Origin of the sequence: Streptomyces xanthophaeus, assembly GCF_030440515.1 — a bacterium.
In the GTDB taxonomy this organism is placed as follows: domain Bacteria; phylum Actinomycetota; class Actinomycetes; order Streptomycetales; family Streptomycetaceae; genus Streptomyces; species Streptomyces kutzneri.
The window spans coordinates 2,203,346-2,219,307 of the sequence record NZ_CP076543.1; the positions used below are offsets into that span (position 1 = coordinate 2,203,346).

At 73.8% G+C, this 15,962-nt stretch carries 5 protein-coding genes; all 5 read right to left on the minus strand.

Annotated features, from left to right (window positions below; all coding sequences use genetic code 11):
- Positions 1 to 41: 41 nt before the first annotated feature.
- From KO717_RS09305 to KO717_RS09325, 5 genes are read right to left on the minus strand one after another with little or no spacing between them, the layout of a single operon-like run.
- The gene (locus KO717_RS09305; protein WP_301365826.1) at positions 42 to 1,292 is read right to left on the minus strand and encodes an MFS transporter; all 1,251 of its coding nucleotides are present in this window, start codon (positions 1,290 to 1,292) and stop codon (positions 42 to 44) included.
- Complete coding sequence (locus KO717_RS09310; protein WP_301365828.1) at positions 1,289 to 2,263, minus strand: ornithine carbamoyltransferase; 975 nt, start codon at positions 2,261 to 2,263, stop codon at positions 1,289 to 1,291. The genes KO717_RS09305 and KO717_RS09310 overlap by 4 nt, the downstream gene beginning before the upstream one ends.
- 13 nt (positions 2,264 to 2,276) lie before the next feature.
- Complete coding sequence (locus tag KO717_RS09315) at positions 2,277 to 3,458, minus strand: M20/M25/M40 family metallo-hydrolase (RefSeq protein ID WP_301365830.1); 1,182 nt, start codon at positions 3,456 to 3,458, stop codon at positions 2,277 to 2,279.
- Positions 3,455 to 10,822, minus strand: coding sequence for a non-ribosomal peptide synthetase (locus tag KO717_RS09320; protein ID WP_301365832.1), 7,368 nt, complete (start codon positions 10,820 to 10,822; stop codon positions 3,455 to 3,457). The genes KO717_RS09315 and KO717_RS09320 overlap by 4 nt, the downstream gene beginning before the upstream one ends.
- Complete coding sequence (locus KO717_RS09325; protein ID WP_301365834.1) at positions 10,819 to 15,921, minus strand: non-ribosomal peptide synthetase; 5,103 nt, start codon at positions 15,919 to 15,921, stop codon at positions 10,819 to 10,821. Before KO717_RS09325 ends, KO717_RS09320 begins: the two co-directional genes overlap by 4 nt.
- Positions 15,922 to 15,962 lie beyond the last annotated feature (41 nt).

The following is a 15,962-nucleotide window of genomic DNA, read 5'->3' on the forward strand; positions in this document are numbered from 1 at the left end:
CGGCCTTCCGGCTCCGTGCCGCCCCCGTACGCCGGCGGAGGCTACGCGGTGTCGTGGGCGGCCTTGCGGATCGACGGACTCGCGATCGCCGCGACCGCCAGTACGGCCATGCCGGCGGAGAGCGTGAGGACCGTGGTCCGCGTGCCCAGCGACTCCAGCAGGAAACCCGCCAGGAGCGAGCCGAGGGGCAGCGTGCCGAAGGCCACCAGCGTCGCCACGCTGGTCACCCGGCCGATCATGTGTTCCGGCGTGATCTCCATCTGGTAGACGGCGGCGGCCACGTTCCACAGGGCTCCGGCGAAGCCCATGGCGGCGAACAGCGCGCCGAGCGCGACCGGGCCGTCGACCAGGGCCACGGCCGGCATCAGCAGGGCCCAGGCCACGTTCGAGGCGATGACCAGAGCCGGCACGCTGAGCCGGCGCATCAGCCAGGACGCGCTCAGCGCGCCGAGCCCGCCGCCGACGCCGGAGACCACGAGGATCAGGGCCACGGTGGCGCCGGTGCCGCCCTGTTCCTTCACGATGACGATCAGCGCCAGGCTCAGTGCCTGGAACAGCATGTTGCTGCCCGCGATCAGGCCGGCCGCCGCCCTCATGAAGCGCTGGCGCCACACGAAGACGATGCCCTCCCGGACCTCCTGGTACAGGTTGCCGGTCCGCGGGGCCCGCTCCCCCTGGAAGGGCTTGCGGACCAGCAGGAGCATGACGAGGGAGAGGAGGTGGGCGACCGCCGTGAACAGGAACGGCGACCAGCGGACCAGGCTGAAGAGGAGCGCGCCCACCGGCTGGCCCAGCAGGCCGGCCGCCCGCTCCCGGGCCTCGTTCTGGGCCAGCGCCGCCGGCAGCTGGGCCGGGGCCACGACATGACGTACGGCGGCACGCTCGGCCAGCCGGTACGCGATCGTGAGCGTGCTCTCCAGGAAGGCCACCACGACCAGGTGGGGGATGTACACGCGGTCCAGGAAGACCGCGGCCGCCACCGTGCCGATGGCCAGGATCCGGCCGGCGTCGCAGGCGATCATCAGCTTGCGCCGGTCCCACCGGTCGACGAGCGCACCGGCGGGGAGCTGGGCGATCAGGTACGGCAGGTTGGCCGCGGCCCCCACCAGGCCGGCGTCCCGGGCGGACCCGGTCAGCCAGACCACCAGCAGCGGATAGGCGATCAGGCTCACCCGGGAGCCGAGGAAGGACGCGCCGGCCCCGGCCCACAACAGGAGGAAGTCCCGGTTGCGGCGCAGCGGTGGGACCTTGGCATCCGGCGACTCGGGCCGGGACTTCTCCAGAAGGGTCATCGGTCCGAAGCCTCCGCCGTGCCGTCGCCGGCCTCGCCGCTCTCGCCCAGGCACCACTCCAGGACCGCCATGGCGCCGTGCATCTTGTTCTCGGCCTGGTCGAAGGCGATGCTCGCGGGTCCGTCGAGCACCTCCGCGGTGACCTCCTCGCCCCGGTGGGCGGGCAGGTCGTGCAGGAACACCGCCTTGGGGCTGCGCCGCCACAGCCGCTCGGTGACCTGGAACGGCGCGAAGACCTCGCGCCAGCCAGGGTCGGGCTTGCTGGTTCCGGTGGTCTGCCAGCGCGTGGTGTACAGCACGTCGGCGTCGTGCGGCAGATCGTCCATGTGGTGCGCCTCGGACACGGAGGCGCCGCTGCGCGCGGCGTGCGCCGCCGCCCGCCGCAGGACGTCCCCGGGCAGTCCGTAACCGGGCGGGGTGCGCAGTTCCAGGGACGTGCCGGGGAAGCGGGTGAGGGCGAGCGCGAGGGCCGCGGCGGTGTTGTTGCCCTCGCCCACGTAGACGATCCGCAGGTCCTCGGTGCGGCCGAACTGCCGCTTGAGGGTGGCGAGGTCGGTGATCGCCTGGGTGGGGTGCTCGTCGGCGGTCATCGCATTGATCACCGACATGGTTCCGGGAGCGGCGAGTTCACGCAGCTCCGCCGGGTCGCCCGCGGTACGGGCGACCACGGCGTCGAGCATCCGCGACAGCACCCGGCCGGTGTCGGCGACGGTCTCGCCCGTGTTGAGCTGGAGGTCACCGGGGCCGTACGTGACGATCTGGGCGCCGAGGCGCAGCGCACCGGCGGAGAAGGCCGTACGGGTGCGGGTGGACGTCTTGTTGAACCAGATGCCCACGACCTTCCCCGTCAGGGACCGCGCCCGGACGGCGCGGCCGAGGGCGGAGAACGCGGCGGCCCGGTCGACGAGCCGGTACAGCTCGGCGTCGGTCAGGTCGTCGAGGGATATGAGACTGCGGGTGGTGCGTTCCATGGATCAGAGGTCCTTAGGGCCGGAGGGCGACACGGGAGGCGGGGCGCAGGGTCTGGGCCCTCACGACGGTCTGGAGCAGGGCCTGGGCCCCTTGCACGAGTTGGGCTTCCGGGGTGTGTTCGGCGGGTGAGTGGCTGATTCCGCCGGTGCTGGGGACGAAGAGCATGGCGGTGGGCACGCGGGAGTTCATCGCGCTGGCGTCGTGGCCGGCGTAGCTGAACATCCGGCCGGTCGCCGGGTGGACGGGCTCCAGGGAATCGGCCACCAGGTCGCACAGCACGGGGTCGAAGCGGGAGACGGGCTTGCGGGACGTCCGTACGATCTCCGCGGTGCACTTCTCCCGGGCCGCGTTGTCCAGGACGAGTGCGGAGAGGCCTTCCGCGGCGCGGTTCAGGGACTCCTCGGAGGCGGCACGGAACTCCACCACCATGCGTGCCTCGCCCGGCACCACGTTCGGTGCGCCGGGCAGGAACTCGACGCAGCCGACGTTGGTGATCATCGTGGGGTCGCATGCCGCGGCGAGTTCGACGATCCGCGCGGCGCTCTGGGAGACGACCCGCCCGGCGTCCGCCCGGGCGTCCATCGGTGTGGTGCCGCCGTGGTTGGCGATCCCGTGGACGGTGACGGTGTGCCGCTGCACGCCCACGATGCCTTCGACGGCGGCGAGGTGCAGGCCGCTCTGTTCCATCCGGGGGCCCTGCTCGATGTGCAGCTCCAGGTAGGCGAAGAGCTCCTGGACGTGCGGGTCCTCGCACAGGGCCGACGAACCGGCCAGGCCTCCCTGGGAGGTGGGCGAGGCGCCCTCCTCGTCCCAGAAGCTGACGATCTCCAGGTGGTCGGCGGCCGGGTGGCCGGCCTCGTGCAGGGTCCGCAGCACTTCCAGCGCCGCGATCACGCCGTACGCGCCGTCGAGCCGGCCCGCGGCGGGCACGGTGTCGGTGTGGGAACCGGCCAGCAGCCAGGGTCCGGTCCCCGAGGCGCGCCGTCCGAAGACGTTGCCTATGTCGTCGGTGCGCGCCTGCAGGCCCGCCTGCTCGATGCGTTTGGCGAGCCAGACGCGGGATTCCAGGTCCGCGGCGGACCCGGCGACCCGGTCCACGCCGCCGTCCTCCCGGCCGCCGAAGGTGGCCAGCTCGGCCAGGTCCTGGAGCAGCCGGGGGCCGTTGACCACCGGTGCCGGACGGTTGTGGTTCATCGGGCTCCCTCCCCCAGCAGGACGGCCAGCGCGCCCGCGTGGGCGCCGTCGAGGACGCTTCGGTGGTCGCCGGCGACCCGGTGCACCGTCAGTCCGGCGGGGGCGAGTGCCCGCCATCCGCCGAGATAGTCCGGGTAGCTCCGGCCGGCGGTCACGGTGTGGCGGCCGGAGGCGGCCTCGTCCGTGATCACCAGGGCGACGGGGCCGGTCAGCGGGGCGTAGGTGTAGGCGGACGTCGCCGTGTGCAGCTGCTGCCAGACCGTCAGGCGGTCGGTGAGGCCGTCGGCGACCGCGCCGATGCCTTCGGCTCCGGTCTCGATGCCGGCCGTGGCCAGCAGGGCGGCGAGTTCCCGGTCGCCTTCCTCCGTGCGGGTCGTGAGCAGTTCCGCGACGCGGTCGAGGTACCCGTCCTCCACGGACCGCTCGGCTCCGTCGGCGGCCGGGTCGATGAGCGTGAGGGTGAGCGCGGGGGCGGGCCCGCCGGGCCCGGTCAGCTGCCGGGCCATCTCCCAGGCGATGGCCGCGCCGGAGGACCAGGCGACGAGGTGGTGCGGGCCGTGCGGGCGGGCCTGTGTCAGCTCGCGTACGTAGCGGGCGGCGAGCTCGGGCACGGTGGCCGGGCCGGCCTCCGCCTCGAAGGCGGCGACGGGGCGGACTCCGGCGAGGTGCCCGGCGAGCGGCAGGTACCAGTGGGCGCTGCCCCCCACGGGGTGCACGCAGATCAGGGGCTCTCCCCCGCCGTCGGTGCTCAGCCAGGCGAGCGAGCGCCGGGGGCTCCTCCCGGAGGGCTCCGCGCGGGCCGCCAGGGTGGCGACGGTACGGCATTCCAGCATGTCCTTGGCCGTCACGTCGAGGCCTTGGGCACGGGCCCTGGCCACGGCTCTCAGCAGCAGCAGGGAGTACCCGCCGAGCTGGAAGAAGTCGTGGTGCACGCCGACGCGTCCGATGCCCAGCACCTCGCTCCAGATGGTGCACAGCACCTCCTCGGCGGGCGTGCGCGGGGCCGTGTACGGCTGCTCCTCGGCGAGGGCGCCGAGGTCGGGGGCCGGGAGGGCCTTGCGGTGCACCTTGCCGTTCTGGTTGAGGGGGATCCGGTCGAGGGCGACGAACAGCGCCGGAACCATGTAGTCGGGCAGGTCCCGGCGGCAGTGGTCGGCGAGCTCCTGGCGGGCGGGCAGAGCGTCGCCCTCGGGCACGCAGTACGCCATGAGCTGCTTGTCGCCGCCCGGCAGCTCGTGCGGCAGCACCAGGGCGTCGCGAATCCCGGTGTGGCGGGTGAGCACCGTCTGGATCTCGCCGGGTTCGACGCGGTAGCCGCGGATCTTGACCTGGTGGTCCGCGCGGTCGAGGAAGTCGACGTTGCCGTCGGGCAGGACGCGGCACAGGTCGCCGGTGCGGTAGAGGCGGGCTCCCTTGGCGCCGAACGGGTCGGGCACGAACCGCTCGGCGGTCTTCTCCGGGAGGTTGGCGTACCCGCGGGCGACGCCGTCGCCGCCGATGTAGAGCTCGCCGAGGGCCCCGACGGGGACCGGCTGGTAGTCCTCGTCCAGGACGTACATGGTGGTGTTGGGGATGGGCCGGCCGATCGGGATCAGCTCCCCGTCCTGGCTGCCCTCGATGGTGTAGGTGCAGTTGGCCACCGAGATCTCGGTGGGGCCGTACTCGTTGAGGAGCACGGTGCTGCCGCCGATGGCCTGCCAGCGGGCCAGGGTACGGCTGGGGAAGGCGTCGGCGCCGACGGCGAGCAGCGGGGCCAGCGACCGGGCCTGTTCGGCGGTCAGCTGGTCGGCCAGCAGGTCGAGGTGGCCCGGGGTCATCTTGATGAACCGGTAGGGGGCCGCCTCGGAGAGCAGGCGGCCGAGGTTCTCGACGCCGAAGTCCTCGGGGAGCAGGTGGACGCGCTCGCCCATGATCAGCGGGGTGTAGAGGTTGGGGACGACCATGTCGAAGGCGATCGAGGAGAACAGCGGGGCTCCGCCGGTGCCGTCCGCCGCGTAGCCCTCGACGCACCACCACAGGTAGTTGACCAGTCCGCGGTGCGGGACGAGCACGCCCTTGGGGCGGCCGGTCGAGCCGGAGGTGTAGATGATGTAGGCGAGGTTGTCGACGTCCGCGCCGGCCGCCGGCGCGGTGGCGGGGGCTGCTTCGATGAGGTCCCGGTCGCCGTCCACGAGCAGGTACCGGGCCGGGTGGACGGCGGTGAGCAGGTCCGCGTAGCGGTTCTCGGTCACGACGACGCCGGCCCCGGCGTCGGCGAGCATGTAGCCGAGCCGGTCCGCCGGATAGGTCGGGTCGAGCGGGACGTAGGCGCCGCCGGCCTTCCACACCCCGAGGAGGCAGGCGACGAGTTCGGGGCCGCGGTCCAGGAGGACGCCGACCAGTTTCTCCGGTCCGATCCCGCGCTCGCGCAGCACGTGGGCGTACCGGTTGGCGGCGGCGTCGAGTTCGGCGTACGTCCAGCGGGTGTCGCCGTGGGTGACGGCGATCGCGTCCGGGGTGTCGCGCGCCTGCTTCTCGAAGAGTTCCTGGACGCAGGCCACCAGGCGGGGCTCGGCGGTGTCGTTCCACTCGTCGACGAGCCGCTCCCGTTCGCCCGGGGGCAGCAGGGTGAGGCGGGCGTCGCCGTCCGGGCCCGCCGCCATGGACTCCAGGACGGCGCGGTACATGGCGCCGACGCGCTCGCCGTTGACCCGGCTGAGCATGTGCGTGTCCGTCGTGATCACCAGGTGGCCGAGCTGGGTGGCCACCGAGAGGGGGAACTCGTTGGGGCTGTCGTCGACGCTCATCGCGTAGTCGACGAGTTCGAGGTCGACCATGTGGAAGTCGAGGTAGTTGAAGAAGACGTCCACGAGCCGGCGGCCGTCCGCGAACCGTCCCTGCATGGCCGAGAGCGGGAAGCGCCGGTGCGGCCACAGCTCCACCTCGCGGCCGAAGACGTCCTGCACCAGCTCGCGCCAGGTGTCCGCGGTCAGCCGGAACGCGAACGGCACGGTGTTGAGGTACATGCCGTAGACGCGCTCGGCGCCGAGCCGCTCGGGCCGGGTGTCGCAGACCAGGCCGGTGAAGAAGGCACGCTCACCGGCGAGCATGCTCATCACCTTCAGGTGCGCGGCGTGCAGCACGCTCTTCAGCGGTACGCCGGCGTCGGCGGCCAGCTCGCGCAGCGGCGCCTCCAGGTCGTGGAAGGGCACCGGTACCCGGTACGACTGCCGGGCGGTGTCACGGTCTCCCCAGCCGGCGGGCAGCTCGAACTTGGTGGACCCCTCCACCGCCGCCCGCCAGTAGTCCGCGTCCTCGGCCGAGGCCAGCGCGCCCTGCTCGGCCGCGACGTAGTCGGCGTAGCGGACGTCGGGCTTCTCGAAGGGCTCGGGTGCGGAGCCGTCACGGAACCGCCGGTAGTGGTCCAGCAGCTCCATCAGCAGGGAGTGGTAGCTCCAGCCCTCCAGGATGGCGTGGCACTCCGTCACCGCGATGCGCCAGTCGCCGTCGCCGCAGACATGGGCGAACACCCGCAGGAGCGGCGCCTGCCCGAGGTCGAAGAGGTCCGCCCGCTCCTTGTCGAGGAAGGCCCGTACGGCGGTGTCCTGGGCCTCGGCGGCCAGCTCCCGCAGGTCCTCCCAGCCGACCCGCATGAGGGCGCTGCGGTGCACCAGCTGCAGGGGCTCGCTGTAGTCGGCCAGGGCGATGGAGGTACGGAGCACCTCGTGCCGCGCCACGACCTCGGCGGCGGCCGCGCGCAGGGCGGACGGGTCGAACGGCCGGTCGTCGCGGATCCGGAAGGAGGTCACGTTGTGGTAGGTGCTCTCGGCGCTGCTGAGCATCTCGAAGACCATTCCGGCCTGCACCTGCGACAGCGGGTACGCGTCCTCGACGTCGTCCGGGAGTTTGCCCGCGTCGGCCGCAGGGAGCAGGGCGAACGGTTCCACGGAGCGTTCGTCCACGACACCGGCCGTGCGGCCGGCGGCGGCCGCGGCGAGCCTGGCCACGGTGCGCAGGTCGAAGACGTCGCGGACGGAGAGGTCGAGGCCCTCGGCGCGCAGCGCGCCGACCATCGCCACGGCCCGGATGGAATCGCCGCCCAGGTCGAAGAAGTTGTCGTCCGTGCCGACCCGGTCCACCCGCAGCACCTGCTGCCAGGCGGCGGCGATCCGCTGTTCGGTGACGGTGGCGGGCGGGGTGTAGGTACGGCCCGCCCGGTCGGCCGCCCGGTCGGGGGCGGGCAGGGCCCGCGCGTCCAGCTTGCCGCTGGTGGTCAGGGGCAGGCCGGGGAGCAGTACGAAGGCGGCGGGGACCATGTAGGAGGGCAGGACGGCGGAGAGCGCCTCGCGCAGGACGGGCGGCTGGGCCCGTTCGGGCCGATCCGGCGAGGGCACCACGTACGCCACGAGTTCCTTGGTTCCGGGTGTGTCCTCGCGGGCGACCACGACGGCCTCGCGGACTGCGGGCAGGGCGCCCAGGACCGACCCGATCTCGTCCAGCTCGATGCGGTAGCCGCGGATCTTGACCTGGGTGTCGATGCGGCCCAGGTATTCGAGGCGGCCGTCCTCGCCGACGCGGGCCAGGTCGCCGGTGCGGTAGAGGCGGGCGCCGGGGGGCCCGTACGGGTCGGGGACGAAACGCTCGGCCGTGATGTCGGGGCGGCCGAGGTATCCGCGGGCGAGACCGGCGCCGCCGACGTGGATCTCGCCGGGGACGCCGACCGGGGAGAGCTCGCCGTACCGGTCCAGGACGTGGCAGCGCAGGTCGTCCAGCGGGCGGCCGACGGCGCTCGGGGCTGCGGCGGTGGCCTCGGCGGGTTCGATGCGGTGGTGGGTGACGTGGACCGTGGTCTCGGTGATCCCGTACATGTTGACCAGGTCGGGGCCGCCGGATCCGAACCGCCGGAACCACGGGGCGAGTTCGCCCGGGTCGAGCTTCTCGCCGCCGAAGACGACGGTGCGCAGGGCGATCCGGTCGAGGCGGGGGTCGTTGCGGCGCGCGGCGTCGACCAGCGAGCGGAAGGCGGAGGGGGTCTGGTTGAGGACCGTCACCCCTTCGTCGGCCAGCAGGCCGAGGAACTCGTCCGGGGAGCGGGAGACGTCGAAGGGCACGACGACGAGCCGGCCGCCGAACAGCAGCGGCCCCCACAGCTCCCACACCGAGAAGTCGAACGCGTAGGAGTGGAAGAGGGTCCACACGTCCTGCGGGCCGAAGCCGAACAGCCGCTGCGAGGAGGTGAAGAGCCGTGCGACGTTCGCGTGGGTGAGGCAGACGCCCTTGGGCTTGCCGGTGGAGCCCGAGGTGTAGATGACGTAGATCAGGTCGTCGGCGGTGACCTCGGTGGCGGGCGCCGTCGCGGGAGCCGCCGCGAGGGCGGTGCGTACGGGCCCGGTGTCCAGGAGCAGGAGGCGCGGGGCGTCGGCGCCGGCTGGGAGGCTCGCCGCGTGCGCGGTGTCGGTGACGACGAGCCCGGCTTCGGCCTCGGCGAGCACCAGGGCGAGGCGCTCGGCCGGATGCGAGGGGTCCAGCGGCAGGTAGGCGGCACCGGACTTGAGGACGCCGATCAGCGTGGCGACCAGTTCCTCGTCACGGCCGAGGCAGACGCCGACGAGACTGCCGGCGCGGGCGCCGTGCTCGCGCAGCAGGTGGGCGACGCGGTTGGCCTTCCGGTCGAGTTCGGCGTAGGTCAGGCTGCGGCCCGCGTGGGTCACGGCGACCGCGTCGGGGGTCGCCGCGGCCTGCCACGCGAACAGCTCGTGCAGGCAGGCGGGCTGCGGGCCCCCGGTCTCGTCGGTCGCGGTCTCGGTGGCGGTGTCGGTGCCGGTGCCGGTGTCGGTGTCGGGTCCGAGGATCTGCGGGTCGACGCCCCCGGCCTCCAGCAGCGCCCGCTCCGCGTCACCGATCAGGGTGAGCCGGGAGACGCGGGTGCCGGGCGCGGCCGCGATCTCCCCGAGCAGCCGGGTGAGGCGCTCGGCGAAACGCTCGGCGGTGGCCCGGTCGAAGAGGGCGGTGGCGTACTCGACGGCGCCGCGCAGGGAGCCGTCGGCCCGTTCCTGCAGCTGGAGGGAGAGGTCGAACTTGGCGACCTTCCACGGCGTGTCGACGTGCTCGATCTCGATGCCGGGCAGGGTGAGGGCGGTGTCCGGGGCGGCGTGCAGCGCGAACGCGGCCTGGAACAGCGGCGTACGGGACAGGTCGCGCTCCGGCTGGAGCTCGTCGACCAGGCGGGCGAAGGGCACCTCGCGGTGGCTGAGGGCGTCCAGCACGGTGCTCCGGTTCCCGGCCAGCAGCTCCGCGAAGGCCGGGTCTCCCTCCCAGGTGGCGCGCAGCACCACGGTGTCCACCAAGTAGCCGATCAGGTCCCGGACTTCGGGCCTGGTGCGATCGGCGACCGGGGTTCCGACGGCTATGTCGGTGCGTCCGGTGTACCGGGACAGCAGGGCCTGGAACGCCGTCAGGAAGACGACGAACGGTGTGGTGCCGTGGTCCTGGGCGAGTCCGCGCAGGCCGGCGGCCAGCGCCGCCGGGACGGTCAGCGGGACCACCGCGCCGCGGTGGTCGCGGACGGGCGGCCGGGGCCGGTCGGTGGGCAGGTCCAGCGGTTCCAGGCCGGCGAGCCGGCCGCGCCAGTACGCGAGGGAGGCGGCCTGGGCCTCACCCTCGGCGCGGCCGCGCTGCCAGGCCGCGTAGTCGGCGTACTGCACGGGGAGCGGGGCGAGAGCGGGAGCCGTACCGGTGACCCCGGCCCGGTAGAGCTCGACGAGTTCGGTGGTGAACACCTCGGTGGAACGGTCGTCGCCGACGATGTGGTGGAAGACCACCAGCAGCAGGTGGTCGTCCTCGGTGAGGCGGACCGCACGGACCCGCAGCGGGGCGTGCGCCTCCAGGTCGAAGCCCGTCAGGGACTCCCGCTCGACGAGCGCGGCGGCGGCCTCCTCCCGGCCGCCGGCGGGCAGCGCGGACAGGTCGACGCTCTCGAAGACCGGGGACTCCAGCTCCCCCGCCGGGTCGATCACCTGGACCGGGTTGCGGCCGTCCAGCAGGTAGCGGGTGCGCAGCACCTCGTGGCGTGCCACCAGGGCGGTGAGCGCGGCGCGCAGGGCCGCGGTGTCCAGCGGGCCGCGCAGGCGCAGTGCGAGCGGCATCAGGTACTCGGGGCTCTCCGGCGCGAGCCGGTTCAGGAACCACATCTGCTGCTGTCCGTAGGAGAGCGCCAGTGGGGCGGTGCGGTCGGCGAGCGGCAGGGCGGCCGGGGCGGAGCCGGATCGCGGGCCGCGGCCGGCGAGGCGCCGGCGCAGCAGCTCGGCGCGCAGCGCCTCGCCGTCTGTCGTCCCGCGCGGCGGTTCGCCCGCGCGGCCTGCCTTGCGGATTGCACCAGTGGTCATCTCTTGTGCTCCTCGTTCATGATCTGCGGGGCATGGGCGGCGGCGGTGTCCGCGATCTCGGCGGTCAGCTCGGTGTCGTCGAGCGCGGCGATCTCGGCCCGGATCTCGTCCTCGACCAGGGCTGCCAGTCCGGCGACGGTCGGCTGTTCGAAGACGGCGCGCAGCGGCAGCGTCACGCCGAACGTCTCGTGGACCGAAGCCACCAGACGTGCGGCGAGCAGCGAAGTCCCGCCCAGTTGGAAGAAGTTGTCTGCGGAGCCCACGCCCTCGGTGGCGAGCAGTTCGCACCACAGGGCGGCCATGGCCTCCTGTGCGGGGCCCTCGGGCGGTGTCCGGCCGGCGGCGGGGTCCGGTTCCGTGGCGGGGCCGGGGTCCGGCAGCGCCTGCCGGTCGACCTTGCCGCTGGGGTTCAGCGGCAGGGCGGGCAGCGGGACGAAGGCCCGCGGCACCATGTACTCGGGGAGCCGCTCGCGGCAGTGCGCGGCGAGTTCGCCGGCGTCCGGAGCGGTCCGGCCGGGCAGGGCCTCGCCGGCCACCCAGTACGCGGCCAGCCAGGGCTCCCCGCCGGGTGTGCGCCGGGCGACCACCACGGCGTCGGCCGTTCCCGGGTGCTCGCGCAGGACGGCCGCGATCTCGTCGGGTTCGATGCGGTGGCCGCGGATCTTGACCTGGTTGTCGGCCCGGTCGACGTACTCGACGACGCCGTCGGGCAGCATCCGGGCGATGTCCCCGGTGCGGTAGAGGCGGGCCCCGGGGACGTCGGAGAACGGGTCGGGAACGAACCGTTCCGCCGTGCGGTCGGGCTGGTTGCGGTAGCCGCGGGCCAGTCCGGTGCCGCCGATGTAGAGCTCGCTCGGGACCCCGGGCGGTACCGGTGAGAGCCATTCGTCGAGGACGTACGTGGTCGTGTTCTGCAGGGGCCGTCCGATGGCGACGCGGTCGGGCTCCGGCGGCACCTCCCAGATCATGGACCAGATCGTCGTCTCGGTCGGCCCGTAGACGTTGGCGAGCCGTCCCACCCGGGCGCGCAGCTCGCGGGCCAGCTGTACGGGCAGTGCCTCGCCCCCGACCAGGGCCGTGATCTCCGGGTGGGCGAAGCCCGCCTGGAGGAGGAGCCGCCAGCCCGACGGAGTGGCCTGGACGTGGGTGACCCCGTGCGCGCCGACCAGTTCGGCGACGGCCGCGCCGTCGCGGGCCAGTCCCGCCTCGGCGAGCACGATCCGGCCGCCGCTGATCAGCGGAAGGTGCAGTTCCAGTCCGGAGATGTCGAAGGAGGTCGCGGTCAGGGCCAGCCAGGAGTCGCCCGGCCGCGAGCCGAGCTCGTCGCGCAGCGCGAACAGCAGGTTGGCCAGGGCCCGGTGCTCGATCTTGACGCCCTTGGGCCGGCCGGTGGAGCCGGAGGTGTAGATCGTGTACGCGAGGTGGTCGGGGGTGGTGAGCCGGGGCGGGTCGGCGACGGGGCGGGCCGCGAGCTCGCCCGCGCCGTCCCCGGCGTCCGGTACGAGGACGGCTCCCTCGTACACACCGGCCAGCCGGCCGAGGTGGGCCTGTCCCACGACGGCCACGCCCACGCCGGAGTCCTGGAGCATGTAGCCCGACCGGTCGGCCGGGAAGTCGGTGTTGAGCGGCAGGTACGCCGCCCCTGCCTTCCACACGCCGAGCAGGCAGGCGACGAGGTCCGGGGTGCGGTCGAGGAGCACGCCGACCACCGACTCCGGGGTGACTCCCATGGCGTGCAGCTGGTGCGCGTACTGGTTGGCCCGCGCATTGAGTTCGGCGTAGGTCAGCTCCTGCGGGGGCCGCCCGGAGGTGCCGCCGGCCGTGACCGCGATCGCGCCGGGGGTCGTGCGCACCTGGACCTCGAAGAGCTCGTGCACACAGCTCCACCAGCGTTCGACGGCGGTGCCCCGGCAGTCCGCGAGCAGCCGGTCGCGTTCCTGCGCGGACAGCAGGTCGAGCGCCGACAGGGCGGTGGCCGGATCGGCGGCGACGGAGCCCAGCAGCTCCAGGAACTGTTCGGCGAGCCGCTCGACGGTCGCGCGTTCGAAGAGGGAGGTGGCGTACTCAAGGGCGGCGGTCAGGGAGCCGTCGGCCTGCCGGTGCAGCACCAGCATCAGGTCGGCCTTGGCCGTGCGCCAGCTGCGGCCCAGCATCTCGGCGGAGTCCCCGTCGGCCGCGGCGGCGGACAGGCCTTCGTCGTGCAGGTCGAACATCACCTGGTAGAGCGGGGTCCTGGACAGGTCGCGCTCGGGCTGGACCAGCTCCACCAGCTGCTCGAAGGGCAGCTCCTGGTGGGCGAAGGCGTCCAGGGCGGTGGCCCGTACCCGGCGCAGTGCCTCCTCGAAGCCGGGGTCGCCGGTCAGGTCGCAGCGCAGCACGAGGGTGTTGACGAAGCAGCCGACGACGTCCTCGGTCTCGGGCCGGAGCCGGCCGGCCACGGGTGCGCCGACCGGTATGTCCCACTGTCCGGTGTGCCGGGCCAGCAGGGTGGCGAAGACGGTGAGCAGGGTCATGTAGGGCGTGGCCCCCTGCTGCCGGCCGGCCTCCGTGACGGCCTGCCCGAGCGGGCCGGGCACGGTGAAGGTCACCAGGGCGCCCCGCGCGTCGCGCACCGGCGGCCGGGGGCGGTCGAGGGGCAGCTCCAGCGGCGTGCTGCCGTGCAGCACGTTGCGCCAGTGGGCGGCCTCACGGGCCAGGGCCTCGCCGTCCAGCCGGCCGTGCTGCCAGACGGCGTGGTCGGCGTACTGCAGGGCGAGGGGCGGCAGCCGCGGCTCGTCGCCCTCCCGCAGGGCGGCGCAGACGGCCCGGAACTCCCGTTCGAGGATGGCCGAGGACCATCCGTCGCATGCGATGTGGTGCATCGTCAACAACAGAAGGCCGTCGGATCCGGCGGAGCCGGGGAGCAGCAAGGCCCGCCAGACGGGCCCGCGTTCCAGGTCGAAGCCGCGGGCGATCTCGGCCTCGGCGAGGGCGCCGACGCGTTCCCGCGCGTCGTCGGGGCCTTCGGCACCGGCCGCCGGGGACGGGGCGACGGCGAGTTCCACGACCGGCTCCGCGTCGATGACCTGGTAGGGCTCTCCGGTCGCCGTCGCGTAGCGGGTACGCAGCACCTCGTGCCGGACGGCCAGGAACCGCAGGGCGCGCCGCACCACGTCCTGCCCGGTGCCCGCCGCGACGTCGAGGAACAGCGGCACCACGTACTCGGGGCTGCCCGGGTTCATCCGCTCCAGCAGCCAGAGCCGCTGCTGGGCCGGGGACAGCGGGAGCAGGCCGTCGCGGGAGACCCGGCGGACGGGCTCGGCGTCCTCCTGGTGGTCGGCGAGCAGCTTGGCCTGGCCTGCGACGGTGGGGGTGGCGAGCAGTTCGCCCAGCGGGATGTGCCGGCCCGTCGCCGCGCGCAGCAGGCCCGAGAGCTTGCTCAGCAGCAGCGAGTAGCCGCCGCGCTGGAAGAAGTCGTCGTGCAGGCCTATGCGTTCGACGCCGAGCAGTTCGCTCCAGACCCGGGCGACCGTACGCTCCTCCGCGGTGCGCGGGGCCGCGTACAGCTCGTCCTCCTCGGCCGCCGGGGCCGCGGCCGACGGCGCGGGCAGCGCGGCGCGATCGACCTTGCCGCTGCTGGTCAGCGGCAGTTCGGGGACGTCGACGAACACCGAGGGGACCAGGTAGTCGGGCAGCCGGGCCCGCAGGTAGCCGCGCAGTTCGGCGGCCGGCAGCCCGGTTCCGGCCACCACGTAGGCGGCGAGCCGGCGCACTCCGGCGGCGTCGTCGTAGGCGGCGACGGCGGCGCCGCGGATCTCGGGGTGCCCGGCGAGCGCGCTCTCCACCTCACCCGGCTCGATCCGCACACCGCGGACCTTGACCTGGTCGTCGAGACGGCCGAGGTACTCCAGGACACCGTCGGAGCGCCAGCGCACCCGGTCGCCGGTGCGGTAGAGGCGGCCGCCGGCGGGTCCGAACGGGTCGGGGACGAACCGCTCGGCGGTGAGGTCGGGGCGGCCCGGGTAGCCGCGGGCCACGCCGGGCCCGCCCGCGTACAGCTCCCCCGGGACCCCCAGCGGCACCGGCTCCCCGGTGGCGTCCAGGACCAGGGTGCGCATGCCGTCGATGGGCCTTCCGATGGGTACGGGGCCGGTGCTCTGGGCGCGGTCGAAGCGGTGGGCGGTGACGTCGATCGCGCACTCGGTCGGGCCGTAGGTGTTCCACAGCTCGGCCCCGGGCGCCAGCGGTGCGAGCAGCCGCTGCGCGACCTCGGCGTACAGCGGTTCGCCGGCCGAGAAGACCAGCCGCAGGGAGGTGCACCGGGCCCAGCCGGGCTCGTCCGCGAGCAGCCGCAGTACCGAGGGAACCCCTTGGAGGACGGTCGCGCGGCTGTCGGCCACCGCCAGGACCAGCGCGGCGGGGTCGCGCTCGGCCCCCGGCGGGGCGAGCACGACGGTGGCGCCCGAGACGAGCGGGGCGAAGAACTCCCAGCCGGCCGCGTCGAAGCCGGCCGGGGTCTTCTGGAGCACCCGGTCACCGGGGCCGATGCCGTGGCGGCGTACGGTCCACAGCACCCGGTTGGCGATGCCCGCGTGGCTGACCACCGCACCCTTGGGCCGGCCCGTGGAACCGGAGGTGTAGATGACGTACGCGTCGTCGCCGGGCTCGGGTCCGGGCCGCGGCGCGGTCGCCGGGAGTCCGGCGGCGGCGGCCCGCGCCTTGTCGACCCGTACGGAGCGGGCCGCGGTGTCGCGGACGACGTGCTCGGTGCCCTCCTCGGTGAGCACCAGGGGGACGCCGGTGTCCTCGATGATCCAGCGCAGTCTTTCCTTCGGGTGCTGCGGGTCCAGCGGCAGGTACGCCGCACCGGAGCGCCAGATCCCCAGCAGGACCACCACCAGGTCGGGTCCGCGCTCCAGACAGACGCCGACCGGCGTGCCGGGTCCGGCTCCGAGTCCTCGCAGATGGTGGGCGAGCCGGTTGGCGCGGCGCTCCAGCTGCTCGTACGAGAGCCGCTCGGAACCGGCCACGACGGCGGTCTCCGAGGGGGTGCGCTTCGCCTGCCCGGTGATGAGACCGGGCAGAACTCCGACCTGCGAAGGCCGTGTTCGCATGCTCATGAAAGTGGTCCTCTGGGATGGTCTGCTGGGGGGCCTGGTAC

What these genes read in the sequence shown, in the direction of transcription:
- KO717_RS09305 (WP_301365826.1), bottom strand. Translation starts at nt 1,292, where the DNA reads ATGACCCTTCTGGAGAAGTCCCGGCCCGAGTCGCCGGATGCCAAGGTC.
- KO717_RS09310 (WP_301365828.1), bottom strand. Translation starts at nt 2,263, where the DNA reads ATGGAACGCACCACCCGCAGTCTCATATCCCTCGACGACCTGACCGAC.
- KO717_RS09315 (WP_301365830.1), bottom strand. Translation starts at nt 3,458, where the DNA reads ATGAACCACAACCGTCCGGCACCGGTGGTCAACGGCCCCCGGCTGCTC.
- KO717_RS09320 (WP_301365832.1), bottom strand. Translation starts at nt 10,822, where the DNA reads ATGACCACTGGTGCAATCCGCAAGGCAGGCCGCGCGGGCGAACCGCCG.
- KO717_RS09325 (WP_301365834.1), bottom strand. Translation starts at nt 15,921, where the DNA reads ATGAGCATGCGAACACGGCCTTCGCAGGTCGGAGTTCTGCCCGGTCTC.